This is a genomic window from Microbulbifer maximicatervae (SeqCode) (genome assembly GCF_052467225.1).
On sequence record NZ_CP174303.1, the window covers coordinates 1,273,396 to 1,285,847 of the forward strand.

The 12,452-nt window shown below is 47.7% G+C and carries 13 protein-coding genes; 10 read left to right on the plus strand and 3 right to left on the minus strand.

Annotated features, from left to right (window positions below):
• The first annotated feature begins 16 nt into the window (after positions 1–16).
• From mmsB to fnr (ACJJIZ_RS05530), 4 genes are all read left to right on the plus strand, one after another.
• On the plus strand, positions 17–922 hold the full coding sequence (mmsB, locus tag ACJJIZ_RS05515) for a 3-hydroxyisobutyrate dehydrogenase (RefSeq protein WP_444915475.1): 906 nt from the start codon (positions 17–19) through the stop codon (positions 920–922).
• Positions 923–1,320: 398 nt separating this feature from the next.
• A complete protein-coding gene (locus tag ACJJIZ_RS05520) occupies positions 1,321–2,019 on the plus strand; it encodes an OmpW/AlkL family protein (RefSeq protein ID WP_444896042.1) in 699 nt (232 codons plus the stop codon).
• Positions 2,020–2,142: 123 nt separating this feature from the next.
• Positions 2,143–3,525, plus strand: a complete 1,383-nt coding sequence (gene hemN / locus ACJJIZ_RS05525) for an oxygen-independent coproporphyrinogen III oxidase (protein WP_444907212.1) — start codon at positions 2,143–2,145, stop codon at positions 3,523–3,525.
• 73 nt (positions 3,526–3,598) lie between these two features.
• Positions 3,599–4,324 carry a fumarate/nitrate reduction transcriptional regulator Fnr gene (gene fnr, locus ACJJIZ_RS05530; RefSeq protein ID WP_444916193.1) on the plus strand — a complete coding sequence of 242 codons (726 nt, stop codon included), beginning with the start codon at positions 3,599–3,601 and terminating at the stop codon, positions 4,322–4,324.
• A gap of 52 nt (positions 4,325–4,376) precedes the next feature.
• Here fnr (ACJJIZ_RS05530) and ACJJIZ_RS05535 read toward each other — a convergent pair whose 3' ends face one another.
• A complete protein-coding gene (locus ACJJIZ_RS05535; protein ID WP_444915476.1) occupies positions 4,377–5,399 on the minus strand; it encodes an adenosine deaminase in 1,023 nt (340 codons plus the stop codon).
• A gap of 301 nt (positions 5,400–5,700) precedes the next feature.
• On the opposite strand from ACJJIZ_RS05535, the gene ACJJIZ_RS05540 reads away from it, so the two are divergent.
• From ACJJIZ_RS05540 to ACJJIZ_RS05555, 4 genes are all read left to right on the plus strand, one after another.
• Positions 5,701–6,567, plus strand: a complete 867-nt coding sequence (locus ACJJIZ_RS05540) for an SDR family oxidoreductase (RefSeq protein WP_444915477.1) — start codon at positions 5,701–5,703, stop codon at positions 6,565–6,567.
• Positions 6,568–6,736: 169 nt separating this feature from the next.
• Positions 6,737–7,459 carry a fumarate/nitrate reduction transcriptional regulator Fnr gene (fnr, locus tag ACJJIZ_RS05545; protein WP_444915478.1) on the plus strand — a complete coding sequence of 241 codons (723 nt, stop codon included), beginning with the start codon at positions 6,737–6,739 and terminating at the stop codon, positions 7,457–7,459.
• A gap of 397 nt (positions 7,460–7,856) precedes the next feature.
• Positions 7,857–8,519, plus strand: a complete 663-nt coding sequence (locus tag ACJJIZ_RS05550) for a putative adhesin (protein ID WP_444915479.1) — start codon at positions 7,857–7,859, stop codon at positions 8,517–8,519.
• A 369-nt stretch (positions 8,520–8,888) separates the two neighbouring features.
• Positions 8,889–9,590, plus strand: a complete 702-nt coding sequence (locus tag ACJJIZ_RS05555; RefSeq protein WP_444915480.1) for a putative adhesin — start codon at positions 8,889–8,891, stop codon at positions 9,588–9,590.
• Between the two features lie 68 nt (positions 9,591–9,658).
• Here the strand turns inward: ACJJIZ_RS05555 and ACJJIZ_RS05560 are convergent, their stop codons facing one another.
• Together ACJJIZ_RS05560 and ACJJIZ_RS05565 are read right to left on the minus strand one after the other, a co-directional pair.
• Positions 9,659–10,102 (minus strand): SpoIIAA family protein, encoded by a 444-nt coding sequence (locus tag ACJJIZ_RS05560; RefSeq protein ID WP_282931190.1) that lies wholly within the window; start codon positions 10,100–10,102, stop codon positions 9,659–9,661.
• Between the two features lie 29 nt (positions 10,103–10,131).
• Positions 10,132–10,707 carry a hemerythrin domain-containing protein gene (locus ACJJIZ_RS05565; RefSeq protein ID WP_444915481.1) on the minus strand — a complete coding sequence of 192 codons (576 nt, stop codon included), beginning with the start codon at positions 10,705–10,707 and terminating at the stop codon, positions 10,132–10,134.
• A 480-nt stretch (positions 10,708–11,187) separates the two neighbouring features.
• On the opposite strand from ACJJIZ_RS05565, the gene ACJJIZ_RS05570 reads away from it, so the two are divergent.
• Both ACJJIZ_RS05570 and ACJJIZ_RS05575 read left to right on the plus strand, forming a co-directional pair.
• Positions 11,188–11,676 (plus strand): outer membrane beta-barrel protein, encoded by a 489-nt coding sequence (locus ACJJIZ_RS05570; protein WP_444915482.1) that lies wholly within the window; start codon positions 11,188–11,190, stop codon positions 11,674–11,676.
• Between the two features lie 149 nt (positions 11,677–11,825).
• Complete coding sequence (locus ACJJIZ_RS05575) at positions 11,826–12,323, plus strand: porin family protein (protein ID WP_444915483.1); 498 nt, start codon at positions 11,826–11,828, stop codon at positions 12,321–12,323.
• Positions 12,324–12,452 lie beyond the last annotated feature (129 nt).

A 12,452-nucleotide genomic window follows, 5' to 3' on the forward strand; every position in this document is an offset into this window, starting at 1 on the left:
ATAGGGAGTGGCTTTTATGGAAAAGATAGCCTTTTTTGGTTTGGGTAATATGGGTGGCCCCATGGCTGCCAACTTGGCGAAGGCCGGCTATACCGTAGCGGCATTTGATTTGAGCCCTGTTGCTCTGGAACAGGCACAGCGAGATGGCTGCCTGCCCTGTGACAGTGCCCAGCAGGCTGTTGAGGGCGCGGATATCGTAATTTCCATGTTGCCCAGTGGCGACGCGGTGAAAGGGCTCTACCTGGGAGAGGCTGGGTTGTTGCAGCAACTCCCGGCCGATACCCTGATTATCGACTGTTCGACTATCTCTGCAGAGGATGCCTGCCTGGTCAGCCAGGCTGCCGGGGAGCATGGGTTGAGAGCGATAGATGCTCCGGTATCCGGTGGTACAGCTGCGGCACAGGCGGGGACGCTTTGCTTTATGTGCGGCGGGGATGAAGCGGCATTCGATGCAGCGCGGGCCCCGCTGCAGGTGATGGGCAGCAAGATATTCCTCGCCGGTGCTGCCGGTGCCGGGCAGGTGGCAAAGATCTGCAACAATCTGTTGCTCGCGATCCATATGACCGGTACCGCAGAAGCTTTACAGCTGGGAGTGGATAAGGGGCTGGATGCCAAGGTACTGAGCGATATTATGCGGGAAAGTTCGGGTAATAATTGGTCCCTGGCTAATTACAATCCCTACCCGGGCACTATGGAGAGCGTGCCTTCGGCAAAGGGTTATGCCGGCGGTTTCAGTGTGGCATTGATGCTCAAGGACCTGGGACTGGCTATGGATGCCGCCTCAACCAGTGCATCCTCTACTCCGATGGGAGCCCTGGCGAAAAATCTTTTCCAACTGCATGGCGCCAGTGAGGAAAACCGGCAACTGGATTTCTCCAGTATTCAGAATATGTTCCGGCGCCCGGCGGGCAGCCTTACTTAGCGCCTGTTTAAAGGCCTTGCACCACAGTCTGGCAATGTCGGCAGTGGTGCAGTTTTGGCCTGGTTTGCTTGCCCTCAACCTTGTCACCTAAAGAAAAAAATTTGCGGTAGTTCTCAATTTGGCAAGATCGTATCAAATACCATTGAGTGCTCGGTTCCCTCGGACTTTCTGAGCCGCTATCTTCCCCGCCCCTTCCCGGAAACGGGTCTCCCTTAAACAGCGCAATTATCTTGCTGCTGCACATTCCAATGGATTTTTTTCCAGGTAATTCGGCAGCTTGATTTGGATCAAGCAGCCTCAGGCAGCCAGCGAGTAACCTGTCCGCGACTTGTGATTGTGCCTGGAGGGGGGCCCTTCCTGAGTCGGGAAAAATGCCTAATCGCTTTATGGAGAAGTTAATGAATCGTATAACTGCTTGTGCGACAGCCGCTTTGACCGCCGTACTTTCTGCACCCGCACTGGCCTATGAACAAGGCAGTTTAATTCTGCGCGGTGGCATGGCCACTGTAGCACCCGATGCTAATTCCAGCGTACTTTCCTTGAATGGAACCGGCATCGACCAAACTGGTGTTGATGTGGATAACGGTTCCGCACTGGGCCTGACCGGCGTCTACATGTTCCGCGATCATTGGGGTTTGGAACTGGTTGCCGCAACGCCGTTCAGCCACGATATCGAAGTTGTTGGCGAGGGCCTGGGCAGTTTCAACCTGGGGGAAACCAAGCACTTGCCGCCGACTCTGTTGGTTCAATGGTATCCGATGGAGCCACAGTCCAACATTCAGCCGTATGTTGGCCTGGGTGTGAACTACACCGCTTTCTTTGATGAAGAAATCAGCAGCACCGCCGATAGCGCTTTCGAAGGCCTTGGCGCCACCGGTGATGCAGAACTGTCCCTGGACAATTCATTTGGCCTGGCAGCAGAAGCCGGTATCGATTTTACCTTCGGTGCCGATCAACGCTGGCTGTTCAATATGTCTGTGTTCTGGATGGACATCGAGACCGACGCCAAAGTCAAAGTACCTGGCCTGGGTGAAGTGACTGCCAATGTGGATATTGATCCGCTGGTTTACATGGCTGGTCTGGGCTACCGCTTCTAAAAGGTAGCAATAAATAGGTCTGGGGTAGAGCAGTCACTGTGGTTTTCTGGTCGAAGACCCGGTGGCTGCTTTTTTGTTTGTGTCGGATTTCCAAGCAAACTACCGAACGAGGTGTGAATGAATATGAAGCAAGAGATTAAAAGCCCCGTGGGAGGGTTGTCTGAAGAACTCTTATCCCGTTATAGCGGACCCTGCCCGCGCTACACCTCGTATCCTACCGCCGATCGTTTTCACACATTAAATGGAATTGAGCCCTGGGCAGCACTGCAGGATATTCGTAGCTTGTCCCTTTATGTTCATATTCCTTTTTGCCGTTCTCTCTGTTACTTCTGCGCTTGTAATAAAGTAATCACTCACCAGTATGGACTGGCTTCCAGTTATCTGGATCACTTGCTGCAGGAAGCCCAGTGGTACCGGGATAAGGTGGCTGATGTCCCCGTTACCCAATTGCACTTGGGCGGTGGTACGCCGACATTCTTGAGTGATAGTGATATGCGTCGCTTAATGGGAGGGCTGGCTGAAGTTTTTGATTTGCGCCCAGGCGACGGGGTTGAATACAGTATTGAGGCCGATCCACGTACCCTTGAGTTAGAGACCCTGGATACCCTGCGAGAACTGGGTTTTAACCGCTTGAGCCTGGGGGTGCAGGATTTCGATATCGAAGTTCAGCGTTCAATCAATCGTATCTGCAGTGCCGACCAAGTCACGGAGTTGACCGTAGCGGCGCGTGAGCGCGGGTTTGAGTCCATTTCCTACGACCTGATTTACGGACTACCCAAGCAGGGGCTGAGCAGCCTGCACCGCACTTTGGATAAAGTGCTGGAGCTGCAACCGGACCGCATCGCTCTCTATCACTATGCACACCTGCCACACCGATTTAAGGCCCAGCGCCTGATTGATACGGATTTAATCCCTTCTGCTGCAGAAAAAGTGGCGATGCAGCTGGCGGCTGTAGAGCACCTGGGTAAGGCGGGGTATGAATTTTTGGGGATGGATCACTTTGCCCGTCCTGGGGATGAACTGGCTAAGGCAGCCCATGCCGGTATGCTGCAGCGCAATTTCCAGGGTTACACCCTAATGCCGGCAGATGCTTTGGTCGGTCTGGGGGCATCGGCGATCAGCTACAGTCGCGATGGCTATTGGCAAAATTTACATCGCTTAAAAGAATATACTCAGGCGATTGGAGAAGGAAAATCTGCAGCCTGCCGCGGCTGGTTAATGGATGATGAAGATCGTTTGCGCCAGTGGATTATTAGTGAATTAATGTGTCGTTTGCGCCTGGATAAAAACCTTGTTGAACAGCGTATAGGTGCTTCCTTTGAGGAGTATTTCTCTGAGGAATTAGCGCGCTTACAGCCTATGTTTGACGATGGTCTAATTTATCAGGATAACGAAAATATTATTGTTACCGAGGAAGGCCGCTGGTTCGTGAGAAATGTTGCCGCTGCATTTGATATGTATTTGCACAGTCAAGAAACAGATGCGAAATATTCACGTGTTCTATAGCTACCGGCAGGAGACTAACGGCTCGACAGCCGTTACAATTGCGGCAAATTAGTTTACCGACCGGTTTAGTATGATGGATTCCTCTACAGCTGTTAGTTGCGGCAACTGTTCAGTCAGGCGTTTGTGCTTGCCAGCTGGTTTGTGTCAGTCTGATATTGATCGGCTAGAGCAGATCACGCGTCGAAAGAAAATAATTAAAGCGGGGGAGACCCTTTACCGAGCTGGCGATCCATTTGCCAATCTCTATGCAATTCGCTCAGGTAGTTTTAAAACTGTGGTGATTGCCGCAGATGGTGACACTCAGGTCACCCACTTCGCTTTACCTGGGGAACTGCTCGGTCTGGATGCCTACAGTACTCGGGTACATCCGAGTTATGCGGAAGCACTGGAAGACAGCAGTGTTTGCCTCCTGCCTTTTACTCAACTGGAAATTTTGGCCCAGCAGGTGACAGCCCTGCAGCAGCAGATTTACAGCATTTTTTCTGAAGAGTTGCGCCAGGAAAACGATATTTTAATGTTGTTGGGTAAGCGCTCTGCCGATACTCGTTTGGCGGCTCTTCTGATTAATATTTCCAGCCGTTACGCTCGCCGTGGATACTCTCACAGTGCGTTTGTTTTATCGATGCCGCGCACTGATATCGCCAATTATTTGGGTTTGACAGCGGAAACTGTCAGCCGGCTTTTCTCGCGTTTTCAGCGAGAAAAATTAATTAAGGTGAGTGGCCGATCAGTTGAGATTATTAATTTAATTGAACTCAGTGAGCTAGCGGGTACTCACTGCGGATATGATGAAGACTGAATTTTGAAATAGTGTCCTGGCTTTATGGTCAGTCAGGACACTACCCAATCCTCTATACTTCAGCAACCGTTTCGATTGCTGATATTACCTCCGCCCACTTTTCTTTATCTGCCTCTGGAATGTAGCTTGCTTTAAAACTATTTAGGGCCAGTTTTTTCGCCTGCTCTTTGGTCATGCCCAGACTTTCGCTAAGGGCCAGATAATTTTTATTGACGTAACCGCCAAAGTAAGCTGGATCATCTGCATTAACAGTGACACACAGGCCGCGCTCGAGGAGTGACAAAATAGGGTGTTGGTTCATATTGTCGTAAACACAGAGTGCGGTATTGGAGAGCGGGCAAACGGTCAGGGGGATATTTTCCTCTTTCAGGCGCTCAATTAGTACTTCGTCCTCAACGCAGCGAACCCCATGGTCGATTCGGCTCACGTCCAGAAGATCGAGAGCCTCTACGATATAATCGGCAGGCCCCTCTTCACCGGCGTGGGCAACTCTCTCAAGCCCTAGCTCTTTGGCCATAGCAAATACTTTCTGAAATTTGCTGGGTGGATGACCCAGCTCAGAAGAGTCCAGCCCTACACCTTTTATTAAGTTGAGGTATGGTTTTGCCGCTTCCAAGGTGGCAATTGCTTCCTCTTCACTCAGGTGGCGTAAGAAGCACAAAATAAGGTGACTACTTATTCCCCACTCATTTCTTGCATCATCAAGAGCGCTGTTAATACCCTTGATAACCACACCGATATCAATGCCCCTCTCTGTATGGGTTTGGGGGTCAAAGAAGATCTCTGTGTGGACAACATTGTCTTCACGACAGCGCTTGAGATAAGCCATGGTCAGATCATAAAAATCCCGCTCATGGATCAGGACCGAAGCGCCTTGATAATAAATATCGAGGAAGGACTGTAAATTATGAAATTTATAGGCTGCTTTAATTTCCTCAATACTGGAAAAGGGAATTTCAATATTGTTGCGCTTGCTCAACTCGAACATTAGCTCCGGTTCCAGTGAACCCTCGATATGGAGATGAAGCTCGGCTTTTGGCAGTGCTTTCAAAAAGTTCAAATCGGCAATGGACATAGAAATACCTTGTTGCGGGACTACCTGTGAACGTGAATGCGCCGGAGGCTATCCAACATTCCGACTCACAGAAACTGTCTGGGCTATAGAAGGGCGCTAATGGTATCAGGTTACGCCCTCTGAGAATAAAGCTGGCGGAGCTTATTTTACGGCTTATTCTGACTCGCCAGCCCTATTGTTTAGCTGCAGCCAGATTAATTGCCAAAAATACACCGATCGGTTTACTTAATACCATTCATGTGTATACTGTACTGAGTAGTTTACATTTTGAGATTGATTAACGGATACTGAGGATAGAGCAATGAGTAAGGTTGCCTTGATTACCGGGACCTCCACAGGGCTGGGGCAGAGTCTGGCGCTGCAAATGGCTAAGCAGGGGTTTAGGGTCTTTGCCACCATGCGAGATCTCTCCAAGGCCGACCAGCTGATAAATGCGGCTCCTCAGGGGGCGGCTCTCGAAGTGATGGAATTGGATGTAACAGATTCTGACAGTATTCAGAACTGCGTAGATACTATTATCCGGGATGCTGGGCGTATCGATTTATTGATCAACAATGCTGGCGCTGGTTTTGTAAAGACCACTGAACACGCCAGCGAAGAAGAGATACGTTGGGTGACGGATGTGAACTACCTCGGTGTAGTTCGTTGCACTAAAGCAGTTTTACCCTATATGCGCGAAGCTCGCAGTGGACACGTTATCAATATTTCGTCAGTGGGTGGGCTAGTTGGGCAGCCGTTCAATGAGCTGTATTGTGCGGCAAAGTTTGCTGTTGAGGGTTATACAGAGGCCCTGGCAAGTTATATAACCCCTGCCTTTAATATTAATTTTACCGCTGTCGAGCCCGGTGGAATCCACTCAGAGTTTGCCAATAATGTGCTTTCGCAGTTGGAGCGGAGCCAGGGGTATCCCGAAGATGAATACCAGGGGGTCTTCAATCAGTATATTGGTGGTATGAGGTCGCGAAGCCCAGAGCAGACAGCTGAGATATACCAGACATCTGACCAAGTAGCCGGCGTGGTTTTACAAGTGGTACAGGCTGAGGAGCCACCTATTCGGGTCAGATCATCCAAGTGGGCCAATAAACTTTGCAATTTTAAGAGCGGCTTGGATCAGGATGGCAAAAAACAGCAACGAATGGTAATCGAAAGCTTTTTACCTGAGTTTTAATCTTTTAACTTTACGAATTTAGCACATAGGGCAAGTTACTAACTACCATGTGTGTTGCTTAGTATTATGGAGTGTATTTACCAGGACAAGCCGGTTATGAAAGAGTCAAAAAGCTGATTCATGGCCGGCAATAGTATTACTGTCAGTAAAAGAATTTGGTTGCCTAGCTATGACCAAGTCAGCGCAGGCCGTAAGTTGTAGTAACTGTTCAGTCAGGCGTTTGTGCTTGCCTGCAGGGCTGGTGCAGGCAGATATTGACCGGCTTGAACGGGTTACCCGCAAGAAAAAGGTAATTAAAGCGGGTGAAACCTTGTATCGAGCAGGTGACCCTTTCCAAAATCTCTATGCGATTCGCTCTGGAAGTGTCAAAACGGTAGTCATTGGTGCAGATGGGAATATCCAGGTAACACATTTCGCCCTTCCTGGTGAGCTGTTGGGGCTCGATGCTTATAGTAGTCGGGTTCACCCCAGTTATGCGGAGGCGCTGGAAGATAGCAGTGTGTGCTTGTTGCCATTTGACCAGCTGGAAACCTTAGCTCAGGAAGTTCCAGCACTGCAGCAGCAAATCTATAGCATTTTTTCCGAAGAGTTGCGGCAGGAAAATGAAATCTTAATGTTGCTGGGAAAGCGTGCTGCTGATGCCCGCTTAGCGGCATTGTTGATTAATATTTCCAGTCGCTATGCATGTCGTGGTTACTCCCCCCGCGAATTTGTACTCTCTATGCCGAGGACAGACATCGCCAATTACTTGGGGTTAACAGCGGAGACGGTGAGCCGTTTATTTTCGCGTTTTCAGCGAGATGGACTGGTGAATGTTAGTGGTCGAGTGGTTGAAATCCTTGACTTGTTGGCGTTGAGTGAATTGGCTGGAACCCATTGCGGCTACGATTGATAGCAGTAAAGGCTTTCATTTTTCCAATTGATTCTCTCGAAGCTAGTTCTTTTTAGTCAGACTGGTTTTTGGGTATTGGCGCATAATTCCTTCTAAAATTAGTTTCTCTTCCCTGCCTATTTTGGCAATACCCGGGCCATTTCAGCCAAAATAACTGCGAATACTGCCGTCCAAAAAAAGTACGATGGTTTTAATTGAATGCCGCTATTTTGGAAGCGTTTTCTTTTCCCCTCTGTTTAAGAGGGTTTAGCTATATAGCTTGGATATTTGTAGTTCTCTTGCCTGGTATTTTTTGTATTTCACTCCTCTAGCAAATATCCAATAAGCCATAGTAGCCTTTGTCACAGAGCGCTAGTCAGTAAGCCTCAAAAAAATAAGAAGTGAGAGGAAGGGAAGTATGCCTGTCAGAGAATTTGATCTAGTTAAGATTTTTGCAGCGGAAGGAACACAAGTGGGAGATGCTCCCAACCTGGTAATTTCTGCTCACGGTGCAACAACCAAGCAAATTTTTTATCCCAAAGGGCATGGAGGGGATAACCTCTTTTTCTTTTCTCCCCATGGTTACTCTCTAAATGATCCAGGTATTGGTAGCGTCTTGAGTGGCAATGCCAAATATCATGAGTGGGTTGGTAGGGGGAAGGTTTGTCATAACTATACCCTGAGCAAATTTCAGGGGTATCACGGGTCAACAACCGGTCAGATTCTAGGCCGCGTTACTCGCCATTTTATTAAAGGTGAGAGCTATGCCGATGTGCAAAAGGCTGTAGATAATGCCCATGAGCACAATGAGATGGTGCGAAATCTGGATCCCAATAATCCCATGCATCAACCTTATATTAAGAAAGGGGTTAAGCCGGTAATGTCGGCGGATTTATTGACTATTCGCAATAGAGTAAAAATGGATAACCCCACCTTAGTGGATATTCTAAATATTCTGCATAGAAATAATCTGCACTATGAAAATATCTACTGTTCTTTTTGTCGAAGCGAAGTGAGTTTTAGCAATATCCTTATTGGAACTCCATCCTGGGACAGCAAAATGCAGCGACCAACCACTTAATCGGTGTTTTTTAACTTCGTATTCAATTCTTAAGTAGAGAGAGGATGGTGCCCGTTAAGCTAGAAATGTGAATGCATTTTTATTATGGGTCACCATCTACTAATTTGTTACGGCTCACTTTTTTGAGCTTTGAGCTTGCCAGGCCTGTACTGCTTTCCTCAATTCCTCCTTATTTTTGTCATATTTATTTCATACCTCACTTATTTGACTAATATTTAGTCCAAAAAATTTTCCTCTTCGTGACTAATGTCAAAAATCATGCAATAAAACTTGAGTGTGGATGATTGGTCATAGTAGGTTGTTAGTACGGTTGTTTTGTTTGGAGGGGTGACCCTCTTATTTCTGTACTCGACGTTAGATAGGTGTCATATGCCTGTTCGTGAATTGGATTTAGTCAAAATTTTTGCACCGGAAGGTACCAATGTTGGGGATGCGCCGTCCCTGGTGATTTCTGCCCACGGTGCCGCAACCAAGCAGGTTTTTTATAATAAAGGTCACGGTGGCGATAACCTGCTTTTCTTTGCACCTCACGGTTACACGTTGGAAGATCCTGGCCTACAAGATGTTGTAGATGGGAAAGCAAAAGTTCATGAGCATATTGGCAAGGGTAAGATATGCCGTAACTATATGTTGAAAAAATTCCAGGGGTACCACGGCAGTACAGCCGGACAGATTTTTGGTCGCCTATCGCGCCGATTTATTAATGATGGTGAGAGTTACGCTCAGATTCAGAATGTTGTGGATGAAGCCCATAAACACAATGTGAAAGCTATTCGGAATCAGGCAAGACTGCAGCAATATGACTTAAATGATCCCTTTCAAAAGTCTCTGTATGACGCAAAGGTTGGTGCTTCTTTGTACACCACAAAGATGGAAGCTAACTTCTTGACGATTCGAAATAGGCACAATCAAAAGAGTCCAACTCTGGCTGATGTGCTCAATATTCTGCATCGGAACAACTTACACTATGAGAATATTTACTGTTCTTTTTGCCGTAACGAGTTGAGCGTAGGTAATCTTATATTGGGAACGCCTTCCTGGGACAGTAAAAAGAGGAAGGTGAATACTTAGAAATAAGTAACTGAGTAATTTACGGGCAAAAAAAGGGGGGCGTAAACGCCCCCTTAATCCACTACTTATCAGGAGTGTGTGGAGAAAGCTAATTCCTTTTCAGATTCCTTGTGACCAATACCCGTCTTCCTTGTTTCCTGTAGCCAATCCATGGCCTCTTGTTGCTGCTTGAAATAGCGGACTTCACCGCTAACAAACCAGCTCCCGACTTTTGTGGCTATTTGCTGCCACTCCTCATCCCCAAGTACAGCGACATGCGAGAATTCATTGCCGTGCTTTAAGGCCAGCTTGAACTCATCCCAGATCGCGTGCATCCCCCAGCCCTCGAAATCCCGGAGATCAATCAGTAATTGAACCTGAGGTTTTTTTACCCCTTCCAGAGCATATTCTAATAGTGGTGTTATATGCTCATAATCCTCATGGGTTAATTCACCAATTGCCTTTATGTAAAGGAAAAATTCATCATTTATGCGTTCCATGCCAATGGATATGCCGTGGCGTTTAAACTGCATTAATATTTCCTCCCTGCTGTTTTGGTGACCTAAGCTAATGCCTGAGCGGGCATTTGATATTGTGTCAGATCTTCGTGCAGGGACTCGTAAATTTTTCTGGTTGCCCTGTCGAAATATCTGCAGCTTAATTCACTGACCTGTTTCTGAATATAAATCCAGTCGGTAGTCCCCAGGTACTGTTCGATCTGTGGGAAAATAGATTTATTTTCCAAGTCCATATGCTTGCGTTGCAGCTTCAGGTAGGTGTTGCAAGCTCCTTGCAGCACTCTCCGTTCAACGGTCGCATCGTTGGCAATAGCGTAAAATAAAGCGCACATGTGTTTTGTCGCTGCGGCTATATTTTCATGCTGCATTTGCGCTTCGTAAATTGATTCCCTGTCATGTACTGGCTTAGTCAACAGCCGGGAAAATATTAAGTCCTCAACTGGGTGGTGATACCTATCCGGGTATGCCGATAAATAATCCAAAGCATCAAGGATCAGTGACAAGGTGTTCGGATCGCGGTCGCCGCAGCCAAAAAGATCCAGGAGTAATTGCTCAAAGGCGTTGAGCAACTCTTGCATATGTTTATGGTCACAGCACAGTTGTCGGTAGATGGCATTCATCCCAGACCTCCGCGATTTGTCGATGGGTCTATTGTTGCCATATGTACCAATCCAAAGTTGATTTGGATCAAGTGAGGGGGACTTAGTGGGACTCAAGGTGGAATTTACCGCTACCTACTCAGGGGAAGGCTGGGGTTATCAATAGGTATGAGGCTGATGATGCCGCTGAATTCCTTGGTTCAACTCTTATCTGTACCTCGTTGTATTTGACCACAAGATAAATTAAACCTATTTTCGAGTAGCCCTTTCTTCAGTTTTTTCCACAAGTACGCTCTTCTGTCGGACCTAGATAAGGGTGTGTCTGATCTTTCATATTTTAATAATTTCTAATGACGTGTTGTTGCACATTTAAGCATGCTGCGATGTTTCCCGTTGTTCAATAAATTTATTGGTGCTGAAGTCGTAGGTTGTCATCGAATTATTCCGCAGCGCTCTATTTATGTGTCACGACAAAGTTAATGCAACAGGATGGGAGTGTTAATGAAAATAGTTAAGGCTGGTATAGGTGTGCTGGCACTCGTTGTTTCAACGGGCGCAATTGCCGAGGGCGCCTACTGGGGGGGTGTGGCCGGAATAGCTGATTTTGATTTCAAGGGGGTCGATAATCCACTGAATTTGGGACTGCGAGCAGGTTATGTGCGGGCCTCGGGTTTTGGGGTGGAAGGTGAATATACCAGTTCACTATTAAGTGGTGAGACTGAGGCTTATGGTCGGAATGTGGATGTAGACATACGTACTCTTGCTACTTATGCGACTTACAGAACAGAGGGGGACTGGTACCTGAAAGGACGCCTGGGCCTTCTCTATGAAGACGTTTCTGTTGGCAGTGCAAGTAGTGATGACTTGGGTGTCAGCTTAGGGGCTGGAATTGGTTATAGCCTGAATGAAATTTATCATCTGGAGCTTGAGTACACCGTATTAGAGAAGGATGTCAGTTATTGGTCAGGCGGGTTTAGCCTGAGATTTTAATTGCCTCTTTCCTAAGTTTGACTAATGGTGACACCTCTTTTTAAAAGCTCCCAGGTTACATACTGACCTGTCTAAGTGACCACTTGTGCCAGTTGATTGTGCCCCTATAATCCCTGCCCTTTGATCAGACTTCGAGATTTAAGGGGAAGATGGTGGGCTTTAATCTCAAGGCAATGGCTGCAGTTACCGCTCTGTTGTGTTCCGCTACCGCTTATGGCCAGGGTGCGTATATCGGTGGCGTCTTCGGTGCTTTGGATGTTGATGCCAGGGGGGAGAATCCTTTAAATGGGGGGATTCGAGCCGGTTATACCTGGGGTTCTGGCTGGGGATTCGAGGCAGAAGTCACCGACTCTGTCATTGATGGTGAGTTCGACTACTACTGGCACGATTACAACTACTCCCTGGCAACACAAGCTGTTTATGCCACCTATCGCAGCCCGGGCAACATTTATCTGAAAGGTCGTATCGGCTACCTCCATGAGGAGTTGGAGATAGATAATTGGGAGAAAGAGTACTCGGATAACGGTGCATCTGCCGGGCTCGGGGCTGGTTTCAAACTGACCGACGAGGCGACCCTGGAACTGGATTACACCATCATTGAGTCCGACGTGAATTACTGGTCTGGCTCTGTAGTGTACAAATTCTGACCGTCTTTTTAAGGTGGGCGGGTTGGTCCCGCCACGTCTCTGCATTTGCGCATTCATGCTGCCCTTGGTGTACAATGCGCGCCTTTCTAAAATGCCCAGAATGCATTGAGCAGTAGGGCCATCCCACGC

What these genes read in the sequence shown, in the direction of transcription:
- ACJJIZ_RS05560 (WP_282931190.1), bottom strand. Translation starts at nt 10,102, where the DNA reads ATGCAGTTTAAACGCCACGGCATATCCATTGGCATGGAACGCATAAAT.
- ACJJIZ_RS05565 (WP_444915481.1), bottom strand. Translation starts at nt 10,707, where the DNA reads ATGAATGCCATCTACCGACAACTGTGCTGTGACCATAAACATATGCAA.
- ACJJIZ_RS05520 (WP_444896042.1), top strand. Translation starts at nt 1,321, where the DNA reads ATGAATCGTATAACTGCTTGTGCGACAGCCGCTTTGACCGCCGTACTT.
- ACJJIZ_RS05535 (WP_444915476.1), bottom strand. Translation starts at nt 5,399, where the DNA reads ATGTCCATTGCCGATTTGAACTTTTTGAAAGCACTGCCAAAAGCCGAG.
- hemN (WP_444907212.1), top strand. Translation starts at nt 2,143, where the DNA reads ATGAAGCAAGAGATTAAAAGCCCCGTGGGAGGGTTGTCTGAAGAACTC.
- ACJJIZ_RS05555 (WP_444915480.1), top strand. Translation starts at nt 8,889, where the DNA reads ATGCCTGTTCGTGAATTGGATTTAGTCAAAATTTTTGCACCGGAAGGT.
- ACJJIZ_RS05570 (WP_444915482.1), top strand. Translation starts at nt 11,188, where the DNA reads ATGAAAATAGTTAAGGCTGGTATAGGTGTGCTGGCACTCGTTGTTTCA.
- mmsB (WP_444915475.1), top strand. Translation starts at nt 17, where the DNA reads ATGGAAAAGATAGCCTTTTTTGGTTTGGGTAATATGGGTGGCCCCATG.
- fnr (WP_444916193.1), top strand. Translation starts at nt 3,599, where the DNA reads ATGGATTCCTCTACAGCTGTTAGTTGCGGCAACTGTTCAGTCAGGCGT.
- ACJJIZ_RS05550 (WP_444915479.1), top strand. Translation starts at nt 7,857, where the DNA reads ATGCCTGTCAGAGAATTTGATCTAGTTAAGATTTTTGCAGCGGAAGGA.
- ACJJIZ_RS05575 (WP_444915483.1), top strand. Translation starts at nt 11,826, where the DNA reads ATGGTGGGCTTTAATCTCAAGGCAATGGCTGCAGTTACCGCTCTGTTG.
- fnr (WP_444915478.1), top strand. Translation starts at nt 6,737, where the DNA reads ATGACCAAGTCAGCGCAGGCCGTAAGTTGTAGTAACTGTTCAGTCAGG.
- ACJJIZ_RS05540 (WP_444915477.1), top strand. Translation starts at nt 5,701, where the DNA reads ATGAGTAAGGTTGCCTTGATTACCGGGACCTCCACAGGGCTGGGGCAG.